The sequence below is a fragment of the Flavobacterium rhamnosiphilum genome (genome assembly GCF_004349195.1).
Taxonomy (GTDB): domain Bacteria; phylum Bacteroidota; class Bacteroidia; order Flavobacteriales; family Flavobacteriaceae; genus Flavobacterium; species Flavobacterium rhamnosiphilum.
This window is the reverse complement of sequence record NZ_SMLG01000009.1, coordinates 23,432-43,621: the sequence shown is the minus strand read 5'-3', so window position 1 is coordinate 43,621 and position 20,190 is coordinate 23,432. Positions and strand designations below refer to the sequence as shown.

The following is a 20,190-nucleotide window of genomic DNA, read 5'->3' as shown; positions in this document are numbered from 1 at the left end:
ACAAAATACTATCTTTGCACTAGTATTTACAACAAATCACAATCTTAAATTCATAATAAAATGCGCTACGCAGAAAATATATTAGGCACAATAGGCAATACACCATTAGTAAAACTGAATAAAGTAGTTGCCGGTATTGACGCTTTGGTGTTGGCCAAAGTAGAAACTTTCAATCCGGGCAATTCCGTAAAGGATAGAATGGCCGTAAAAATGATTGAAGATGCCGAAGCTGACGGAAGATTAAAACCGGGAGGAACAATTATTGAAGGAACTTCAGGGAATACAGGAATGGGATTGGCATTAGTGGCCATTATAAAAGGATACAAGCTGATTTGCGTGATTTCGGATAAACAGTCCAAAGAAAAGATGGATATTCTTCGTGCAGTAGGTGCTAAAGTGGTAGTTTGTCCTACTGATGTAGAGCCTACAGATCCACGATCGTATTATTCAGTTTCCAAAAGATTAGCGGAGGAAACGCCTAATTCCTGGTATGTGAATCAATATGATAATCCATCAAATGCGATTGCACATTACGAGCAAACGGGCCCAGAAATTTGGGAGCAAACGGGAGGTAAAATCACACATTTTGTTTCTGGAGTTGGGACTGGAGGTACAATTTCAGGAGTTGGGAAATATTTGAAAGAGAAAAATCCAAATATCAAAATCTGGGGAATTGATACCTATGGTTCTGTATTTAAAAAATACCATGAAACAGGTATTTTCGATGAAAATGAAATCTATTCCTACATCACAGAAGGAATCGGTGAAGACATATTGCCAAAAAATGTTGATTTCTCTTTAATAGACGGATTCACAAAAGTAACTGATAAAGACGCCGCCGTTTATACCCGTAAAATAGCACTTGAAGAAGGAATATTTGTTGGGAATTCAGCAGGTGCAGCCGTAAAAGGATTGTTGCAACTCAAAGAGCATTTTAAACCGGAAGATGTTGTTGTGGTATTATTTCACGATTCCGGAAGTCGTTATGTAGGTAAAATGTACAATGATGATTGGATGCGCGAACGCGGTTTTCTGGACGAAGAAATTACAAAAGCTGAAGACGTTATCAAAGACCATATCGATAAACCATTGATTGTAGTTCGTACGGAAGAATTAGTTTCACACGCTATCGAAAGAATGCGTAAATACAAAATTTCTCAAATTCCGGTTATTGATGTTACTGGATTCGTTGGATCTGTAGATGAAAGTGACTTGTTCCAAAGTTATGTACATGACAAAAATTCAGCAGAAAGACCTATTAGAGAAATCATGGGGCAACCGTATCCGATTGTGAAATTGGGGACGCCAATAGAAAAAGTTTCCAAATTGTTTACCAAGGAAAATGAAGCCGTTTTGGTTGATTTAGGAAATGGTAGACACCACATTATTACCAAATATGATATTATTGGGTCAATAAAGTAAGATTTTATAATTCAAGATATTAAAATTTTTATAGCCATGAATTTGACGAGTTTATTTCGTTAAATTTGTGGCTTTTTAGATGTATAACAAACATATAATATGACCTTTACTGCCATAGATTTTGAAACCGCGACGGCATTCCATCCTTGTTCTGTGGGAATTGTTACCGTAGAAAACGGAATAATTGTGGATGAGTTTGTTAGTTTAATCAAGCCCCCAAATAATGTATATTCTCCCTTTACCATTCAAGTACATGGGATATATCCGCGAGATACGGTGCATGCAAAATCATTTGCACAAGTGTATCCTGAAATACAAAAACGCCTTCAAAACAGAGTGATTGTGGCTCATAATGAGAGTTTTGACAGAAACGTTCTGGCCAAATCAATGGCGCTTTATGGTTTAGATTATGCTGATTTGAATATCGCTTCTCGTTGGGAATGCACCGTAAAAATATATAAAGCCAAAGGACTGAAACCGGCAAAATTAAGCGACTGTTGCCGAGAAATGAAAATTCAGCTAAACCATCACGAAGCATTATCAGATGCTCGGGCTTGTGCCAAATTGTATTTATTGAGATAATTTACCTGTTTCGAGTTACTCTTAAATAGCACTCTTATTCTCTTAATCTCTTTGTTTTTTTAAGTCCGAATTCCATTGTTTATTCTCCTATCAAACAACCTGAAACATTCCAAGAACTAAAACTGGATCCTTCCGGTTTGCCTTGAGGGATTTTAATTTGTATCGTGTGTTTTCCGGCCGAAAGATTTCCTAAATCAATATAAACTGGATTAGTTACTGTTCCGGGGCACCAGTTGGAACGACTTAAATCAGAGGAGGATAATCCGTCGCTGAAATTTCCAGATGCAGGATTACTTAATCGATAGGAACCACAATCCGTTCGCCAGGGCGTAAACGCAAAAACTTCCTTTGCATCAACGAGTATGGTGTTTTTCTTGGGCACAAATTCATCTCCATTTTCCCAGCCTCCGTGACCAGTGGTGATGTATCGTAACTTGAAATTCTTGAAACCTTCCGGAACATCAAAAGTCACTTCCAATCCTTTCTCGTTACTAAACATGGTTGCATATTGCTGACCAGCCATTTCCATAACATTATTGGTGTTGAAAACAGGCAACAACCACGTATTCTGAGGTTTACTTTCTTCTTCTGGATGTATAGAAATATTTAGGCTGGCTTTGTGTCCGCCGTTGTCGTAGTTCCCAATATTCATCCCAATCCAAACTTCTTTATTGCTCAAGGCAGGATGCATTTCTGAAATATCCTGACGGTAATAAACGCTGTCTTGCCACACTTTATTCTTCAATTGAAGCGTATTGAATTGCTTTACGCCAAAAGGAGTAAAAAAGCGCATCAATTCTAAAAGGGGGGCGTAATTTTCTGTTCGAATCACACCTTGATATTTTTCGCCATTTCCATTTTCGTAAACAGGCAATTCTTTGACTCCATTTTTCAAGCCATCAAGAAACGAAATGTTTTTGTCCGTAGGAATTAAAAACACGGAACCGGTTCTGTCGTAAGCGTCTCCGTTGGATTGTTCCGTTACATCGACAAAAATTCGATTTCCTTTTTTGATTTCTGGAATTTTTACTTTTTTGAGAATTATGGTTCCATTGGCAAATCGCAAGATGCTATCATTTGATCGGGATGTATTTGAAAAGTTGATTATTTCTTTTTCAAAAACAGCAATATTGATAAATCGGCTTTTCCAGATTAAATCCTTGTACGTTAATTGGTCAACTATTTTAGGCAATGGATTTGGCAATGTCAAGAGAGTGGGAATGGTTTTTAATAGTTCTATTTTGCTGGCTGTAACTTTAGAATTTCCATTGCGAACCGTTTCAAGAACTAAACCTAAATTTTGTCCCAAGACACTCGGTGCCCCTTTTAAATTTAATTCGTTAGTATACCATAATTCAATAGAGTTGGAGTTAATGGTGGTTTTTGCTTTTTTACAGGTATAACCAAGTATTTTTTTGGTTTCATCACTAAATTCAAACTTTTGTTTTCCTAAAGCTAAGGTATCAATGGTTAGAATTGAATTTCCATTTTTAAATTGTACAAATTGTGAAATGGATTTTGTGTTAAAATCCACAAAAGTTTGTTCAATAGGGAAATCGGCTTTTTTTAGTATTATTTTTTCAGAAGTGATCAAACTTGTTTTCTCAGTAGTAAAAACCAAAATAGGGTCTTGGTTCTCAATAAGCTTACCGTTTGAACTTTTGACATAAGTTATTTTTATTGATTTGATATTTTTTTGAGCCAGAGCTGAGAAGACAAAACAAAAAACAAAGAATAAAATGAAGTGGTTTTTCATAGTAATGGAGTTAGGAAGACAAATATAAAAAATTCAGGAGGATTGTCTGAGGATTTTTTTTAGATTATCTCGATGTGTTTCGGTGTAATAATTTTCATTACTTTAGTATCTTATCTTGAAATTTAAAAAAATGAAAGAAGATTTCCTCCATTACCTCTGGAAGTTCAAGAAGTTTGATGCTTTGAATTTAAAAACGCTCCACAATGAGGAAATCACAATTGTAAATGTAGGTCAATATCTTGAAATGGCAGGTCCTGATTTTTTTAATGCTCAGATAGTTATTGGTACTCAAAAATGGGCGGGCAACGTTGAAATTCATCTTAAATCTTCGGATTGGTACGTACATCATCACGAAAAAGATAAAGGGTATGAAAATGTAATTTTACATGTGGTTTGGGAACATGATATAGCGGTTTTTAGAAGTGACAATTCTGAAGTTCCAGTTTTAGAATTAAAAAAATACGTTGAAAAAGCGACTGTCGAAAACTACCAGTCTTTAATGGCTCCAAAATCATGGATTTTTTGCGAAAAACAATTGAAAGAAGTCGACAAATTTGCACTGAGAAATTGGCAAGAGCGTTTGTTTTTTGAACGGTTGGAAAGAAAATCGCAACCTATATTTGATTTATTGGAACAAACCAATCAAGATTGGGAAGGAGTTTTGTTCTGTCTATTGGCTAAAAATTTTGGTTTAAACACAAACGGAGAAATCTTTTATAAAATCGCGCAATCTATTCCTTTTTCAATAATTAGAAAGGAAAGTTTTGAAGTCGAAAATCTGGAAGCTTTGATTTTTGGAGCTGCTGGATTATTGGATTCTGAAAAAGAAGACAACTATTTCAATGATTTAAAATTTAGGTATTTCTATTTGTTGCATAAGTATCAAATAGAGAAAATAGGTATAGAACCGGTACAGTTTTTCAAGCATCGTCCGGATAATTTTCCAACAATACGACTCTCTCAATTAGCCAATTTATACCACAGTCAGCAGAATTTATTTTCCAAAATAAGTAGCTTAAATTCATTAAAAAGTAGTTACGAATTATTTCAAATTACAGCTTCTGAGTATTGGCAAAACCATTATCAGTTTGATAAAGAAAGTCCGAAGAAAAAGAAAACGCTGTCTAAATCTTTCATTGATTTAATTGTAGTAAACACCATAATTCCGATTCAATTTGCTTTTGCAAAAAGTCAAGGAAAAGAAATTTCTGAAGATTTAATCGGTCTGTTGAATGAAGTTGCTGCAGAGAAAAATACCATTATAGAAAAATTCACTTCTTTTGGAATACGATCAAAAAGTGCTTTTGAAACACAATCTTTGTTGCAGCTCAAGAATGAGTATTGTAATAAAAATAAGTGTTTAGAATGCGCTATAGGAATGGAATTAATGAAAAAATGTTGATTTGTTGATTCGGTTATTTGTTTATTCAAAAAATTCGTAATTTTGCTCATAACTCATAACTCATAAAATGTCAGTAATAATTAAGCTTAAGTTTTTTTTTGAAAAACACGGTTTCCATGTTTCTTCTCGTTTAGCTGATACTTTAGGAATGCGTGCCAGCAGTGTACGATTGTTTTTTATCTATTTGTCTTTTGTTACTGTGGGATTATGGTTTGCGGTTTATCTCACATTGGCTTTTTGGATTCGTTTGAAGGATTTAATTCGGGCCAAACGCACCTCGGTTTTTGATTTGTAAATTGCTATAAATGAAAAAAAGGGATTATAAAGTATTTAAGTACTTTATAATCCCTTTTCTATTTATGATGAAATTTTATTTATCTGGATTGTTTAATTTACTATTTTTCTTTCCATAGACAAAATAGATAACAACACCTAATGCCATCCATACTACAAGTCTCGCCCAGCTTTCATTTGGCAATGAATACATCAAGGCTAAACAGATCAGAATTCCTGCAATTGGTACAAAAGGCACTAAAGGCGTACGGAAAGATCTTGGTGCATCTGGCATTTTTTTACGCATTACCAAAACTCCGATACATACTAAAACAAATGCTAATAATGTTCCAATACTTACCATATGACCTAAATCACTTACAGGTACAAAACCTGCAAAAAGACTCACAAATACCATGAAGAAAAGATTTGTTTTCCATGGTGTTCTGAATTTTGCGTGAATATCACTAAAGAAAGAAGGCAATAAACCATCTTTACTCATCGTGTAGAAAACACGACTTTGTCCCATTAACATCACCAACATTACTGAGGTGTAACCTGCTAAAATCGCTACGATTAACCCCGTTTGTAAAAATGTATATCCAGTTCTTGCAAATGCAGTTGCTGCTGGTTTAGCATCGCCTGCAAATTCATTATAAGGAACAAGTCCAGTCATTACGTGTGCAAACAATACGTATAATATGGTACAAATAACCAACGATCCTAAAATACCAATTGGCATCCCTTTTTGCGGGTTTTTTGCTTCTTGAGCTGCTGTTGAAACAGCATCAAAACCAATAAAAGCAAAGAATACAGTTCCTGCTCCAGCTGCGATTCCTGACCATCCAAATTCTCCAAATACTCCTGTATTTTCAGGAATGTAAGGCGTGTAATTTGCCGTGTCAATAAAGCTCCAGCCTAAGACGATAAACATAATAACTACTATTACTTTTACAACAACTAGAAAGTTGTTTATAGATGCAGATTCTTTAGTTCCTCTTATCAGTAATAAAGATAGCATCGAAACGATAAAAATAGCAGGAAGATTTATGATTCCGCCTTCTATAATTGTTCCGTCACTTAATTTTAATGTTTCCCAGGGAGAACATATTAAATCGTGGGGAAGATGTATTCCGTATTTGTTTAATAATTCGAGTAAATAGCGAGACCAACTTACACCTACTGTAGCGGCTCCTAATGCGTATTCAAGAACTAAATCCCAACCGATAATCCAAGCCATAAATTCTCCCATAGTTGCATAAGAGTATGTATAAGCACTACCTGCTACGGGGATCATTGATGCGAACTCAGCATAGCAAAGTCCTGCAAAAGCACATCCTACGGCGGCTAAAATAAATGAAAGTGTAACTGCTGGACCGGCATGTTCTGCAGCAGCAATACCTGTTAATGAGAATAATCCTGCTCCAATAATTGCTCCAACTCCAAGTGCTACTAATGAACGTGAAGACAAAGTCCTTTTTAATCCTTTTTCGGATTCTGATGCTTCATTTAGCAGTACCGACAGTGGTTTAGTTTTCCAAATTGACATGGGTTATATGGTTTTGTTTGTTATTAAGCTCCAAATGTATAGTTTTTTATAAAAAATAAAAACAATAATTGAATTTTAAGTTCTAAAAAATTAATTTAATTGTTTTTATTAGGGTTTAATCTATGGAAAAACTTTTTTGGAGTGTGTCTAATAGATATGTTGCTTTGTTTTTGCCATCATAATTTTTACTTTTTTCGAATGTTTTTCTTTAGAAAGGGATATGTCTTGATTTTAATTTATAATTTTAAGATTCTTATATAAATTTACTAACCTCGAATTGTCAAATGAGTTTTAAAACGATTCACACTTATTTTAAGTTCACACGAGATCAACGTACGGGTGTGTTTTTGTTATTTGCAATCATTATTGTTTTACAGTTCATTTATTTTTTTGTTGACTTTAATGCAGTAATAAAAGAATATCCTGATAAACAAAAATGGCTTTCCCTTCAATCTGAAATTGATTCCATGAAAACGGAATCCAAAAAAGAGTTGCCAAAAGTGTATCTTTTTAATCCCAATTTTATAACCGATTATAAAGGATATAAGTTAGGAATGTCAGTGGAGGAAATTGACCGCTTGTTCGCTTTTAGAAAGGAAAATAAATATGTTAATTCCCCTAAAGAGTTTCAAGACGTGACTAAAGTTTCGGATTCATTGTTGAATGTAATGGCGCCCTATTTTAAATTTCCGGATTGGGTAAATAATAAGAAACAAAATAAAGAATTTAAAAAATATCCAAATCAGGCTTTCGCCAAAAAAGAAAAAATTGTTTTAATCGATATCAATCAGGCAACCAAGGAGGATTTGATAAAAATTTACGGAATAGGCGAGGCAATTTCTTTGCGAATTTTAAAACAAAAAGAAAGTTTAGGCGGATTTGTTTCCATGGAACAAATGAAAGATGTTTGGGGATTATCGCCCGAAGTGATTGAGAATTTGAATACTCATTTTAAAGTTTCAGTACTTCCGAATTTTAAGAAAATAGATATTAATAATGCTTCTTTAAAAGAGCTTTCCCAGTTTTATTATTTCAGATATGCTTTGGCAAAAGAAATTGTGACTTATAGAAGTATGCGGGGAAATATAAATAATGTTGAGGATTTAACAAAAATTAAGGGATTTCCTGTTGATAAAGCAAATATAATTGGCTTATATTTGGACTTTTAATTTGAAGGACACCTTCGATTTATTAAAAATTAATAAAAAAAATTAATTAATTTTATGAATTCAATATATTTTACAGAAGAACATCAATTATTTAGAGCAAGTTTACAAGATTTTTTACAAAAAGAAGTTGTACCCCATATTGAAAAATGGGAGAAAACTGGTACAATTGAGCGTTTTATATGGAAAAAATTTGGAGAAATGGGCTTTTTCGGAATACGATATCCTGAGGCTTATGGCGGATTGAATTTAGATTTATTTTACACAGTTATTTTTTTAGAAGAACTTCAAAAAATAAAATCATCCGGTTTTGCAGCTGCTATGTGGGCGCATTCTTATTTAGCAATGACACATTTAAATGCGGAAGGCGATGAGCGAATTAAACAAGAATATTTGGTGCCGAGTATTTCTGGTGATAAAATAGGAGCTTTGTGTATTACAGAGCCTTTTGGTGGAAGTGATGTTGCAGGTATGCGTACTACAGCTATAAAAAAAGGAGATAAATATATTATTAATGGTTCTAAAACATTTATAACTAACGGTATTTATGGCGATTATTATGTAGTTGCTGCGAAAACAAGTCCAGAACTTGGAAATAAAGGAATAAGTATGTTTTTGATGGATAGTAACCTTAAAGGAATTTCCACTACAAAACTTGATAAATTAGGTTGGAGAGCTTCAGATACAGCAGAGATTGCATTTGATAATGTAGAAATTCCTGTAGAAAATTTAATGGGTGAAGAAGGGAAAGGATTCCCTTATATTATGCAACATTTTGCCTTAGAGCGTTTGATTATGGCTATAAATGCTCATGCAAGAGCTGAATATGCAATTGAGTATACAATCGAATACATGTCACAACGAGAAGCATTTGGAAAAACAATAGATAAGTTTCAGGCGTTAAGACATACATTAGTAGAGCACGCAACAGATGTTGAGCATTGCAAAGTATTTAATTATGCTGCCGTAGCCCGATTAGACAAAGGAGAATATGTGGTTAAGGAGGCTACTATGGCCAAATTAAAATCTACAAAAGTGGCTGATGAAACAATTTATAGTTGCTTGCAAATGTTGGGAGGTTATGGCTACATGGAAGATTATCCATTAGCACGTTTATTTAGAGATAGTCGTTTGGGACCAATAGGAGGTGGAACTTCAGAAATCCTTAAGGAGATTTTATCAAAAATGATAATTGACAAACAAAATTATGAGCCAGCTGTGAAATAATAACTTTTTAGAATATAGAGAGTAGAATATAGAGCCAAGAAACAGTAGTGTGACTTGGCTTTTTTTAGCTATTATAGCAACTAAAAAACGTCTTTGTATTACAGGTAATTCATTAATCTGACAATCTAAAGATCTAATAGTCTAAAAATCTAATTAAAAAATAATTCATAATTTATAACTCATAACTCGTAATTAATACATACTTTTGCACACTTAAAGAAAGGGGGTGTCTATATTATGTTAATTATACCAATTAAAGACGGAGAAAATATCGATAGAGCGTTAAAACGTTACAAAAGAAAATTTGATAAAACAGGAACTGTTCGTCAACTAAGAGCACGTACTGCTTTTATTAAGCCTTCAGTAACGAATAGAATCAAAATTCAAAAAGCGGCTTATATCCAAAATATGAGAGATAACTTAGAGAGTTAGTCAATATCTATTAAATAAATTACCGTTAGTCATTAAAAGTTTTATAACTTTGATGCTAACGGTTTTTTTTATGGCTACTAATAAAGATGCATTTCGGGATTATCTTCAGTTGGAGAAAAAATACTCTCCACATACCGTAACTGCGTATTGCAATGATGTTGCTTCTTTTGAATTATTCAATACCATTCATTTCGATCAAGAGGGTGTAGAGCAGGTCAATTACGGCCAAATTAGAACTTGGATTGTGTCGCTTGTGGATGATGGTATGTCAAATACATCGGTTAATAGAAAAATTGCATCTTTAAAAGCATTTTATAAATTTCTATTAAAAACAAAACAAATAGAAGTGAGTCCGTTGTTAAAACACAAAGCGTTAAAGATTCCGAAAATAGTACAGATTCCTTTTTCTGAAAAGGAAGTTGTGGATGTCTTGGATGTAATGCGAAGTGCTGTAGGTTTTCAGGAAATTAGAGATAAACTGATAATAGATTTGTTGTATACTACGGGGATGCGAAGAGCGGAATTGATTGGTTTAAAAATAAATAATATTAATTTATCCGGCAGCACAATAAAAGTGTTGGGAAAACGTAATAAAGAACGAATCCTTCCTGTTTTGCCGGTAATAAAAGAGCAGTTCTCGTTGTACTTAGAAGAGCGAGAAGGGTTGTTGCTTGTTGTAGATAGCGATTATTTGTTTCTCACAAAAAAAGGGTTAAAATTAAATGATTCCTTTGTGTATCGATTAATAAATTCTTACTTTAGTACTGTCTCTGAAAAAGTAAAAAAGAGCCCCCATATATTGAGACATACTTTTGCAACGCATTTGTTAAATAATGGAGCGGATTTAAATTCAGTCAAGGAATTATTAGGTCATTCTAGTTTGGCGTCGACGCAAATATATACGCACAGTAGTTTGTCAGAACTGAAAAGTGTGTATAAAGAGGCGCATCCACGGGGTCAGAAGTAATTTTGAGAAATGTTTAACTATTAAAAAAAATGATTATGAAGGTAAGTGTTCATGCAGTTAACTTTACTGTTGACAAAAAGCTAGTAGATTTTGTTCAAGATAGAATGGACAAGTTGGAAAAGTACTACGACAAAGTAGTATCGGCGGATGTTTTTTTGAAAGTTGAAAAGACAAGTGATAAAGAAAATAAAATTGCCGAGGTGAAAATTAATGTCCCAGGTGATGATTTTTTGGTAAAAAAGCAGTGTAAAACTTTTGAAGAAGCGGTTGAGCTTTCGGCGGAATCCTTACAAAGAATGTTGGTTAAAAGGAAAGAAAAAATAAGTTCGCACATTTAATATGAATTTTTTTTTAAAAAATGTTTTGATTGAGAGATAAAATCTATACATTTGCAGTCCGTTAGAAATAGCGGACTTTTTTTATTGATATTGCCAGCGTAGCTCAGTTGGCTAGAGCAGCTGATTTGTAATCAGCAGGTCGTGGGTTCGAGTCCCTCCGCCGGCTCAAAAGGCATAAAATTTATATAAAAAAAGTTGGGGAGATACTCAAGCGGCCAACGAGGGCAGACTGTAAATCTGCTGTGTGAACTTCGCAGGTTCGAATCCTGCTCTCCCCACAAGGATGAATTTTAGATTGTGAATTTCAGATTGTAGATTTGAAAAGTCTAAAATTAGAAGTCTATCCTGATGGCTATCGGGTTAAAATCAAGGATTCTGCCGACTTAGCTCAGAGGTAGAGTGCTTCCTTGGTAAGGAAGAGGTCACGGGTTCAATTCCCGTAGTTGGCTCAAGTTAGTAAGAAATTGAAATAAATATATAAACTAGATTAAAAATTAAGTAAAATGGCAAAAGAAACCTTTAACCGTAACAAGCCCCACTTAAACATTGGTACAATTGGGCACGTGGATCACGGAAAAACTACATTAACTGCAGCAATCACAAAAGTGTTATCTGATGCAGGTTACTGTCAAGCAAAATCATTTGATCAAATTGATAATGCTCCTGAAGAAAAAGAAAGAGGTATTACAATTAATACATCTCACGTTGAGTACGAAACTGCTAACCGTCACTACGCACACGTTGACTGTCCAGGTCACGCGGATTACGTAAAAAACATGGTTACTGGTGCTGCTCAAATGGACGGTGCTATCCTTGTTGTAGCTGCTACAGACGGACCAATGCCACAAACACGTGAGCATATCCTTTTAGGTCGCCAAGTAGGTATTCCTAGAATGGTTGTATTCATGAATAAAGTGGATATGGTTGATGATGAGGAATTATTGGAACTTGTTGAAATGGAAATTAGAGACTTATTGTCTTTCTATGAATATGATGGAGACAATTGTCCAGTTATTCAAGGGTCTGCTCTTGGAGGATTGAATAATGATCCAGCTTGGGTACCAAAAATCATTGAATTAATGGAAGCTTGTGATACATGGATTGAAGAGCCAATTCGTGATACGGCAAAACCATTTTTGATGCCAGTTGAGGATGTATTTACAATTACTGGTCGTGGAACTGTTGCTACAGGTCGTATCGAAACTGGTATTGCTAATACAGGAGATGCTGTTGAAATTATTGGTATGGGAGCTGAAAAATTAACTTCTACTATTACAGGAGTTGAGATGTTCCGTAAAATCCTTGATAGAGGTGAAGCAGGAGATAACGTAGGTTTATTGTTGCGTGGTGTTGATAAAGAATCTATCAAAAGAGGAATGGTTATCATTAAGCCAGGTTCAGTTAAACCACACGCTACTTTCAAAGCAGAGGTTTATATCTTGAAAAAAGAAGAAGGTGGTCGTCACACACCATTCCATAATAACTACCGTCCGCAGTTTTACGTACGTACAACTGACGTAACAGGAGTTATTACTTTACCAGAAGGTGTAGAGATGGTAATGCCAGGAGACAACTTAACTATCAATGTTGCTTTGTTAAGTCCAATCGCAATGAGCGTTGGTTTACGTTTCGCTATCCGTGAAGGTGGTAGAACAGTAGGTGCTGGTCAAGTAACTGAAATTGTAGGATAATCTACTAAAATAAATTCAAAAAATAGTGTCGTTTAACGATGACACTATTTTTTATTCTACGGGCGTAGTTCAAGGGTAGAATAGCGGTCTCCAAAACCGTTGATGGGGGTTCGAATCCCTCCGCCCGTGCAAAAAAAATAAATCATAATGACAAAAGTTGTTAATTACATATCAGAAGCATTTGAGGAATTAAAGTCAAATGTGACTTGGCCAGCTTGGGCTGAGGTACAACGTCTAACGATTGTTGTTGCTGTTTTTTCAGTATTATTCGCTTTGGCAACTTGGGGAGTAGATGAAATTTTCGCAAAAGCTTTGGCTGGATTTTTTAACTGGATAAAAGCATAATTTTTTTTGTTATGGCAGATAATAATATTAAGAAGTGGTATGTCGTTAGAGCGGTAAGCGGGCAAGAAAATAAAGTGAAAGCTTATATTGAAACCGAAATCGCGCGACTAGGAATGGGAGATTATGTTTCGCAAGTTTTAGTGCCTACTGAAAAAGTAGTGACAGTAAAAGAGGGAAAAAAAATAATCAAAGACAAAGTTTATTTTCCTGGTTATGTTATGATTGAAGCTAATCTTATTGGAGAGATACCTCATATTATTAAGTCTATAACAAGTGTTATTGGTTTTCTAGGTGAAATCAAAGGTGGAGAGCCTGTGCCATTGAGAATTTCAGAAGTAAACAGAATGTTAGGTAAAGTAGATGAGCTAGCTGTGAATACAGATACTCGTTCTATTCCATTTAACATTGGTGAGACTATTAAGGTTGTTGATGGACCTTTTAATGGTTTTAACGGTACTGTTGAAAAAATTAATGAAGAAAAGCGTAAACTGGAAGTGATGGTTAAGATTTTCGGAAGAAAAACACCATTGGAATTGAGTTTTATGCAAGTTGAAAAAGTATAATTTTTTGTTACATCTATAATATCCATTACAATCGCTTCCAATGATTGTAGTGTTAAATTTTTTAAAAAATGGCTAAAGAAATTAGTAAGGTAGTTAAACTACAAGTTAAGGGAGGTGCTGCGAACCCGTCGCCACCGGTTGGACCTGCTTTAGGAGCTGCTGGGGTAAACATCATGGAATTCTGTAAGCAATTTAATGCTAGAACTCAAGATAAACCCGGCAAAATATGCCCAGTACAAATTACTGTGTATAAAGACAAATCATTTGATTTTGTTGTAAAAACTCCTCCAGCGGCTGTCCAGTTATTGGAAGCTGCAAAGCTAAAGTCAGGATCTGGTGAACCAAATCGTAAAAAAGTAGCTAGCGTTACTTGGGATGTTATCAAAGCAATCGCTGAAGATAAAATGGTAGATTTAAATGCATTCACAATCGAATCTGCTATGAGCATGATTGCTGGAACAGCTAGATCTATGGGTATAACTGTATCAGGAGATTCTCCTTTTTAATTAAGAGAAAGACATGGCAAAATTGACAAAAAAGCAAAAAGAGGCTGCTTCAAAAATTGAAAAGAACAAATTATACTCTTTAAAAGATGCTGCGGCATTGATAAAAGTTATTGCTTCTGCAAAATTTGATGAGTCTGTTGATATCGCTGTTAGATTGGGTGTAGATCCAAGAAAAGCGAATCAAATGGTTAGAGGTGTGGTAACATTACCTCATGGAACTGGTAAAGATGTTAAAGTATTAGCATTAGTTACTCCAGATAAAGAAGCGGAAGCTTTAGCAGCTGGTGCAGACTATGTTGGTCTTGATGATTACCTTCAAAAAATTAAAGACGGTTGGACAGATGTTGATGTTATCATCACGATGCCTGCTGTTATGGGTAAATTAGGTCCATTAGGTCGTATTTTAGGACCTAGAGGTTTAATGCCAAACCCTAAAACAGGTACTGTAACTATGGATGTTGCAAAAGCTGTTGCTGAGGTAAAAGCTGGTAAAATTGACTTTAAAGTTGACAAAACTGGTATTGTACATGCAGGAATTGGTAAAGTTTCTTTTGGAGCTGAGCAAATTTATGACAATGCACACGAAATTATTCAAACATTAATCAAACTTAAACCAACTGCTGCTAAAGGTACCTATATTAAAGGTATTCACCTTACAAGCACGATGAGTCCTGCAATTGCATTGGATCCAAAAGCAGTATAATTGGTAGTTAATAATTTTTAGTATGACTAGAGAAGAAAAATCAATCGCGATTGAAGAATTAACTGCACAGTTAGCTGGTACAAATATCATTTATGTATCTGATATTTCTGGACTTAATGCAGAAACGACTTCAAGCTTGAGAAGAGCTTGCTTTAAAGCAGGTATAAAATTAGAGGTTGTAAAAAACACTTTGCTTGCAAAAGCAATGGAAGCTTCTGCTAATGATTATGGTGATTTACCATCTGTATTGACAGGTAATAGCGCTATATTTATTTCAGATATTGCAAATGCACCTGGAAAAATAATTAAAGATTTCAGAAAAAAATCAGCTAAACCTGTATTAAAGGGAGCTTATATTAATTCTGAAATTTATATTGGAGATGATCAATTAGATGCATTAGCAACTATTAAATCTAAAGAAGAGCTTATCGGCGAAATCATTGGATTGCTTCAATCACCAGCTCAAAGAGTTATTTCTGCTCTTCAAAACCAATTCGCAAAAAGCGAAGAGGCTACAGAAGAAGTAGAAGCATAATAAAACCGACTTTATAGTCTAAGTTTTATTTTAATAAGCGCACAATAAATAAATTATATTTTTACAAATCATTTTAAAACGATAGAAAAAATGGCAGATTTGAAACAATTCGCAGAACAATTAGTTAACCTAACGGTAAAAGAAGTTAACGAATTAGCAACAATATTAAAAGATGAGTACGGAATCGAACCAGCTGCTGCAGCTGTAGTAGTTTCAGGTGGTGGAGAAGCTGCTGCTGAAGAAGCTCAAACTGAATTTACAGTTGTATTGAAAGAAGCTGGTGCTTCTAAATTAGCTGTAGTTAAATTGGTAAAAGAACTTACAGGTTTAGGTTTGAAAGAAGCTAAAGATGTAGTTGATAGCGCTCCAAGTAACGTTAAAGAAGGTGTAACTAAAGAAGAAGCTGAAGGGCTTAAAAAATCTTTAGAAGAAGCTGGAGCTGTTGTTGAGCTTAAATAGTTAAACTCAGTTTAAAGAATTAGGTTTAGGTCTTGGGTTTAGTCGCCCAATGACCTAAACCATTTTTCGTATAACAAAAGTCTACCTTGTATAATTACATAATAGTCTTTGAAAACAAATTCATTTTACCCATTACGAGGAAAAAAAATTAACAGATAATAAGAAAGTAGTTATCTTAAATTGGTTTTTAAAGATGTAATGGTTGTAAAAGAAAAGTATAAATAGATCAATATTTGTACAAAAAAATTACTTTTTTAATCAAAATTTTGTCCATTGATGATAACAAATCAGACCGAAAGATTGAATTTTGCCTCAACAAAAAACATTCCTGATTATCCAGATTTTCTAGATGTTCAGGTTAAATCGTTTAAAGATTTTTTTCAATTAGAAACTAAATCTGACGAAAGAGGCGACGAAGGGCTTTACAATACCTTCATGGAAAACTTCCCAATTACTGATACAAGAAATAACTTTGTATTGGAATTCCTTGATTATTTTGTAGATCCACCACGTTATACAATTCAAGAATGTATAGAAAGAGGTCTTACCTATAGTGTGCCTTTAAAAGCAAGGTTAAAACTATATTGTACAGATCCAGAACATGAAGATTTTGAAACTATTGTTCAAGATGTTTATCTTGGTACAATTCCTTATATGACACCGAGCGGTACCTTTGTTATTAATGGTGCTGAGCGTGTAGTTGTTTCTCAATTACACAGATCTCCAGGTGTTTTCTTTGGTCAATCATTCCATGCAAATGGTACAAAATTGTATTCTGCCAGAGTAATTCCTTTTAAAGGTTCTTGGATAGAATTTTCTACAGATATTAATAGTGTAATGTACGCTTATATCGACAGAAAGAAAAAATTACCAGTTACCACTCTATTTAGAGCAATTGGTTTTGAAAGAGATAAAGATATTCTAGAAATTTTTGATCTTGCTGAAGAAATTAAGGTTTCTAAAACAGGTCTAAAAAAATATATCGGTAGAAAATTAGCTGCCCGTGTATTGAATACATGGCATGAAGATTTCGTAGATGAAGACACTGGTGAAGTAGTTTCTATCGAACGTAACGAAATAATCCTTGATAGAGATACAATTATCGATAAAGATAATGTAGAGGAAATCATTGATTCTAACGTTAAATCTATTTTGCTACATAAAGAAGATGCTAATCAAGGTGATTATGCGATCATTCATAATACGTTGCAAAAAGATCCAACAAACTCTGAAAAAGAGGCTGTTGAACATATCTACAGACAATTACGTAATGCTGAACCGCCTGATGAAGAAACGGCTCGTGGTATTATAGATAAATTATTCTTCTCTGATCAACGTTACAACTTAGGTGAAGTAGGTCGTTATAGAATAAATAAAAAATTAGGGTTGGATACTCCAATGGAAAAGCAAGTCTTGACCAAAGAAGATATCATAACTATTGTGAAATATTTGATCGAATTGATCAACTCTAAAGCAGAGATTGATGATATTGATCACTTATCAAACCGTCGTGTAAGAACAGTTGGAGAACAATTGTCGCAACAATTCGGTGTTGGTTTAGCGCGTATGGCTAGAACTATTCGTGAGAGAATGAACGTTAGAGATAACGAGGTGTTTACACCAATAGATTTGATTAATGCTAAAACATTATCATCTGTTATCAACTCTTTCTTTGGAACGAACCAGTTGTCTCAGTTTATGGATCAAACGAATCCACTTGCCGAGATTACGCACAAGAGAAGATTATCTGCACTAGGACCAGGTGGACTTTCGAGAGAAAGAGCAGGTTTTGAGGTACGTGACGTTCACTATACGCATTACGGACGTTTATGTCCAATTGAAACTCCAGAGGGACCAAACATTGGTTTGATTTCATCTCTTGGTGTTTATGCTAAAGTAAACGGAATGGGTTTCATCGAAACACCGTATCGTAAAGTAACTAACGGAACTGTAGATTTAGTGTCTACTCCAGTTTACTTAAGCGCAGAAGAAGAAGAAGGAATGATGATTGCTCAGGCAAACATTAAAATGGATGCTACAGGAAAAATTACTGCCGAAGACGTAATTGCGCGTCAAGAAGGTGATTTCCCAGTAATTGAGCCAACAAAAGTTGATTATACGGATGTTGCTCCAAATCAAATTGCTTCTATCTCAGCTTCTTTGATTCCTTTCTTGGAACATGATGATGCGAATAGAGCCTTGATGGGATCTAACATGATGCGTCAGGCCGTACCATTAATTCGTCCTGAAGCTCCAATTGTAGGAACTGGTTTAGAGCGTCAAGTAGCTTCTGATTCTAGAGTATTAATTAATGCTGAAGGAGATGGAGTTATAGAATATGTAGATGCAAATATCATCACTATCAAATACGATCGTTCTGAGGAAGAAAGAATGGTAAGTTTTGAGTCGGATGAAAAAACATACAATCTAATTAAATTTAGAAAAACCAATCAAGGTACAAGTATCAACCTTAAACCTATCGTAAGAAAAGGGGATAGAGTGGTTCCTGGACAAGTATTATCTGAAGGATATGCGACTCAAAATGGTGAATTAGCTTTAGGTAGAAACCTAAAAGTTGCATTTATGCCATGGAAAGGGTACAACTTCGAGGATGCGATTGTAATTTCTGAAAAAGTAGTTCGTGACGATATTTTTACCTCTATTCACGTTGATGATTATTCATTGGAAGTTAGAGATACTAAATTAGGTAACGAAGAATTAACGAACGATATACCGAACGTTTCTGAAGAAGCTACTAAAGATTTAGATGAAAATGGTATGATTAGAATTGGAGCCGAGGTTAAACCTGGGGACATTCTTATCGGAAAAATTACTCCAAAAGGGGAATCAGATCCTACTCCGGAAGAGAAATTGCTTCGTGCAATCTTCGGGGACAAAGCAGGTGATGTAAAAGATGCTTCATTAAAAGCTTCTCCTTCTTTACATGGTGTTGTTTTAGACAAAAAATTATTCGCAAGAGCAGTAAAAGATAAACGTAAACGTACTCAGGATAAAGATGCTTTAGGAGCACTTGAAATGGAGTTTGAAGTTAAATTTGTTGAATTAAAAGACAAATTAGTGGAGAAACTTTTCTTGATCGTAAACGGAAAAACATCTCAAGGTGTAATGAATGATTTGGGTGAAGAAGTTTTACCAAAAGGTAAAAAATACACACAAAAAATGCTTTATGCAGTTGAAGATTTTGCTCACTTAAGTAAAGGTCAATGGGTTGCTGATGATGCAACTAATAAAATGGTTAATGATTTAATTCATAACTATAAAATTAAATTGAACGATTTACAAGGGGCTTTACGTAGAGAGAAATTCACTATTACTGTTGGAGATGAATTGCCAGCAGGAATCTTGAAATTAGCTAAAGTATATATTGCCAAAAAACGTAAGTTGAAAGTTGGGGATAAAATGGCGGGACGTCACGGTAACAAAGGTATTGTTGCTCGTATCGTTCGTCATGAAGATATGCCTTTCCTTGAAGACGGAACGCCAGTTGATATTGTGTTGAACCCACTTGGTGTACCTTCACGTATGAACATTGGTCAAATTTATGAAACAGTTCTTGGTTGGGCAGGACAAAACTTGGGTAGAAAATTTGCTACACCAATTTTTGACGGAGCAACTTTAGATCAAATCAATGAGTTGACTGACGAAGCTGGAATACCACGTTTTGGACATACACATTTATATGATGGTGGTACAGGAGAACGTTTCCATCAAGCTGCAACAGTAGGAGTTATCTACATGTTGAAACTTGGACACATGGTTGACGATAAAATGCACGCACGTTCTATAGGTCCATACTCGTTGATTACACAACAACCACTTGGAGGTAAAGCTCAATTTGGAGGTCAACGTTTTGGAGAGATGGAGGTTTGGGCACTTGAAGCTTATGGAGCATCAAGTACACTTAGAGAAATCTTGACCGTGAAGTCTGATGATGTTATTGGTAGAGCTAAAACTTACGAAGCTATCGTTAAGGGTGAGTCTATGCCAGAACCAGGATTGCCGGAATCATTCAATGTATTGATGCATGAATTGAAAGGTCTTGGACTTGACATTCGTTTAGAAGAATAAATAATAATTTGTCACCGTAGAAACGTTTTACGTAGAGACGTTGCATTGCAACGTCTCTACAAAAAACGTCTCTACTTTGGCATTTATAAGAGTTTTTAGGATTTATACCCGTAACCCGTTCCGATTTTTTACGGTAGAGACGTTGCACTGCAACGTCTGTACGATAAATAGCACTTCAAAATTTT

Annotated in this window: 19 protein-coding genes and 4 tRNA genes; 21 read left to right on the top strand and 2 right to left on the bottom strand. The window is 34.7% G+C overall.

Annotated elements, in window-relative coordinates; translation table 11 throughout:
- Positions 1-60 precede the first annotated feature (60 nt).
- Together E0I26_RS12030 and E0I26_RS12025 are read left to right on the top strand one after the other, a co-directional pair.
- Entirely contained in the window at positions 61-1,422 is a 1,362-nt protein-coding gene (locus E0I26_RS12030; RefSeq protein WP_131916716.1) for a pyridoxal-phosphate dependent enzyme, read from the top strand.
- Between the two features lie 99 nt (positions 1,423-1,521).
- Entirely contained in the window at positions 1,522-2,004 is a 483-nt protein-coding gene (locus E0I26_RS12025; protein WP_131916715.1) for a 3'-5' exonuclease, read from the top strand.
- Positions 2,005-2,083: 79 nt separating this feature from the next.
- On the opposite strand, the gene E0I26_RS12020 is transcribed toward E0I26_RS12025, so the two are convergent.
- Positions 2,084-3,760, bottom strand: coding sequence for a GLPGLI family protein (locus tag E0I26_RS12020; RefSeq protein ID WP_131916714.1), 1,677 nt, complete (start codon positions 3,758-3,760; stop codon positions 2,084-2,086).
- A gap of 130 nt (positions 3,761-3,890) precedes the next feature.
- Here E0I26_RS12020 and E0I26_RS12015 point away from each other — a divergent pair, with 130 nt between their 5' ends.
- Positions 3,891-5,162, top strand: a complete 1,272-nt coding sequence (locus E0I26_RS12015; protein ID WP_131916713.1) for a DUF2851 family protein — start codon at positions 3,891-3,893, stop codon at positions 5,160-5,162.
- A 67-nt stretch (positions 5,163-5,229) separates the two neighbouring features.
- Complete coding sequence (locus E0I26_RS12010; protein WP_131916712.1) at positions 5,230-5,457, top strand: PspC domain-containing protein; 228 nt, start codon at positions 5,230-5,232, stop codon at positions 5,455-5,457.
- A gap of 75 nt (positions 5,458-5,532) precedes the next feature.
- Here the strand turns inward: E0I26_RS12010 and E0I26_RS12005 are convergent, their stop codons facing one another.
- A complete protein-coding gene (locus E0I26_RS12005; protein ID WP_131916711.1) occupies positions 5,533-6,984 on the bottom strand; it encodes an amino acid permease in 1,452 nt (483 codons plus the stop codon).
- Between the two features lie 284 nt (positions 6,985-7,268).
- On the opposite strand from E0I26_RS12005, the gene E0I26_RS12000 reads away from it, so the two are divergent.
- The 17 genes from E0I26_RS12000 (at position 7,269) to rpoB (ending at position 20,005) form a co-directional block, all read left to right on the top strand.
- Positions 7,269-8,153: a ComEA family DNA-binding protein gene (locus tag E0I26_RS12000; RefSeq protein ID WP_131916710.1), complete on the top strand. Its 885-nt coding sequence runs from the start codon at positions 7,269-7,271 to the stop codon at positions 8,151-8,153.
- A gap of 54 nt (positions 8,154-8,207) precedes the next feature.
- Complete coding sequence (locus E0I26_RS11995) at positions 8,208-9,377, top strand: acyl-CoA dehydrogenase family protein (protein ID WP_131916709.1); 1,170 nt, start codon at positions 8,208-8,210, stop codon at positions 9,375-9,377.
- Between the two features lie 237 nt (positions 9,378-9,614).
- Positions 9,615-9,809 carry a 30S ribosomal protein S21 gene (gene rpsU / locus E0I26_RS11990; RefSeq protein WP_035670421.1) on the top strand — a complete coding sequence of 65 codons (195 nt, stop codon included), beginning with the start codon at positions 9,615-9,617 and terminating at the stop codon, positions 9,807-9,809.
- Positions 9,810-9,879: 70 nt separating this feature from the next.
- Entirely contained in the window at positions 9,880-10,776 is an 897-nt protein-coding gene (locus E0I26_RS11985) for a tyrosine-type recombinase/integrase (protein ID WP_131916708.1), read from the top strand.
- A 35-nt stretch (positions 10,777-10,811) separates the two neighbouring features.
- Positions 10,812-11,114, top strand: a complete 303-nt coding sequence (hpf, locus tag E0I26_RS11980; RefSeq protein WP_131916707.1) for a ribosome hibernation-promoting factor, HPF/YfiA family — start codon at positions 10,812-10,814, stop codon at positions 11,112-11,114.
- Positions 11,115-11,206: 92 nt separating this feature from the next.
- Positions 11,207-11,280, top strand: a tRNA-Thr gene (locus E0I26_RS11975).
- Between the two features lie 31 nt (positions 11,281-11,311).
- Positions 11,312-11,392: transfer RNA gene (locus E0I26_RS11970), tRNA-Tyr, on the top strand.
- 99 nt (positions 11,393-11,491) lie between these two features.
- A tRNA-Thr gene (locus E0I26_RS11965) sits at positions 11,492-11,563 on the top strand.
- A gap of 54 nt (positions 11,564-11,617) precedes the next feature.
- Positions 11,618-12,805: an elongation factor Tu gene (gene tuf / locus E0I26_RS11960; RefSeq protein ID WP_131916706.1), complete on the top strand. Its 1,188-nt coding sequence runs from the start codon at positions 11,618-11,620 to the stop codon at positions 12,803-12,805.
- Between the two features lie 58 nt (positions 12,806-12,863).
- Positions 12,864-12,934, top strand: a tRNA-Trp gene (locus E0I26_RS11955).
- Between the two features lie 18 nt (positions 12,935-12,952).
- Entirely contained in the window at positions 12,953-13,150 is a 198-nt protein-coding gene (gene secE / locus E0I26_RS11950; RefSeq protein WP_039109059.1) for a preprotein translocase subunit SecE, read from the top strand.
- Positions 13,151-13,161: 11 nt separating this feature from the next.
- A complete protein-coding gene (nusG, locus tag E0I26_RS11945; protein WP_126455879.1) occupies positions 13,162-13,713 on the top strand; it encodes a transcription termination/antitermination protein NusG in 552 nt (183 codons plus the stop codon).
- Positions 13,714-13,781: 68 nt separating this feature from the next.
- On the top strand, positions 13,782-14,219 hold the full coding sequence (gene rplK / locus E0I26_RS11940; RefSeq protein ID WP_035639405.1) for a 50S ribosomal protein L11: 438 nt from the start codon (positions 13,782-13,784) through the stop codon (positions 14,217-14,219).
- 13 nt (positions 14,220-14,232) lie between these two features.
- Positions 14,233-14,922: a 50S ribosomal protein L1 gene (gene rplA, locus E0I26_RS11935; RefSeq protein WP_072944426.1), complete on the top strand. Its 690-nt coding sequence runs from the start codon at positions 14,233-14,235 to the stop codon at positions 14,920-14,922.
- A 22-nt stretch (positions 14,923-14,944) separates the two neighbouring features.
- Positions 14,945-15,457, top strand: a complete 513-nt coding sequence (gene rplJ, locus E0I26_RS11930) for a 50S ribosomal protein L10 (protein ID WP_131916705.1) — start codon at positions 14,945-14,947, stop codon at positions 15,455-15,457.
- A gap of 90 nt (positions 15,458-15,547) precedes the next feature.
- A complete protein-coding gene (gene rplL, locus E0I26_RS11925; protein WP_077370834.1) occupies positions 15,548-15,916 on the top strand; it encodes a 50S ribosomal protein L7/L12 in 369 nt (122 codons plus the stop codon).
- Between the two features lie 276 nt (positions 15,917-16,192).
- Entirely contained in the window at positions 16,193-20,005 is a 3,813-nt protein-coding gene (gene rpoB / locus E0I26_RS11920) for a DNA-directed RNA polymerase subunit beta (protein WP_131916704.1), read from the top strand.
- Positions 20,006-20,190: the final 185 nt, after the last annotated feature.

Bases quoted from the DNA above. Each gene is read 5' to 3' on its own strand.
- E0I26_RS12030 (WP_131916716.1), top strand. From the start codon at position 61: ATGCGCTACGCAGAAAATATATTAGGCACAATAGGCAATACACCATTA.
- E0I26_RS12025 (WP_131916715.1), top strand. From the start codon at position 1,522: ATGACCTTTACTGCCATAGATTTTGAAACCGCGACGGCATTCCATCCT.
- E0I26_RS12020 (WP_131916714.1), bottom strand. From the start codon at position 3,760: ATGAAAAACCACTTCATTTTATTCTTTGTTTTTTGTTTTGTCTTCTCA.
- E0I26_RS12015 (WP_131916713.1), top strand. From the start codon at position 3,891: ATGAAAGAAGATTTCCTCCATTACCTCTGGAAGTTCAAGAAGTTTGAT.
- E0I26_RS12010 (WP_131916712.1), top strand. From the start codon at position 5,230: ATGTCAGTAATAATTAAGCTTAAGTTTTTTTTTGAAAAACACGGTTTC.
- E0I26_RS12005 (WP_131916711.1), bottom strand. From the start codon at position 6,984: ATGTCAATTTGGAAAACTAAACCACTGTCGGTACTGCTAAATGAAGCA.
- E0I26_RS12000 (WP_131916710.1), top strand. From the start codon at position 7,269: ATGAGTTTTAAAACGATTCACACTTATTTTAAGTTCACACGAGATCAA.
- E0I26_RS11995 (WP_131916709.1), top strand. From the start codon at position 8,208: ATGAATTCAATATATTTTACAGAAGAACATCAATTATTTAGAGCAAGT.
- rpsU (WP_035670421.1), top strand. From the start codon at position 9,615: ATGTTAATTATACCAATTAAAGACGGAGAAAATATCGATAGAGCGTTA.
- E0I26_RS11985 (WP_131916708.1), top strand. From the start codon at position 9,880: ATGGCTACTAATAAAGATGCATTTCGGGATTATCTTCAGTTGGAGAAA.
- hpf (WP_131916707.1), top strand. From the start codon at position 10,812: ATGAAGGTAAGTGTTCATGCAGTTAACTTTACTGTTGACAAAAAGCTA.
- tuf (WP_131916706.1), top strand. From the start codon at position 11,618: ATGGCAAAAGAAACCTTTAACCGTAACAAGCCCCACTTAAACATTGGT.
- secE (WP_039109059.1), top strand. From the start codon at position 12,953: ATGACAAAAGTTGTTAATTACATATCAGAAGCATTTGAGGAATTAAAG.
- nusG (WP_126455879.1), top strand. From the start codon at position 13,162: ATGGCAGATAATAATATTAAGAAGTGGTATGTCGTTAGAGCGGTAAGC.
- rplK (WP_035639405.1), top strand. From the start codon at position 13,782: ATGGCTAAAGAAATTAGTAAGGTAGTTAAACTACAAGTTAAGGGAGGT.
- rplA (WP_072944426.1), top strand. From the start codon at position 14,233: ATGGCAAAATTGACAAAAAAGCAAAAAGAGGCTGCTTCAAAAATTGAA.
- rplJ (WP_131916705.1), top strand. From the start codon at position 14,945: ATGACTAGAGAAGAAAAATCAATCGCGATTGAAGAATTAACTGCACAG.
- rplL (WP_077370834.1), top strand. From the start codon at position 15,548: ATGGCAGATTTGAAACAATTCGCAGAACAATTAGTTAACCTAACGGTA.
- rpoB (WP_131916704.1), top strand. From the start codon at position 16,193: ATGATAACAAATCAGACCGAAAGATTGAATTTTGCCTCAACAAAAAAC.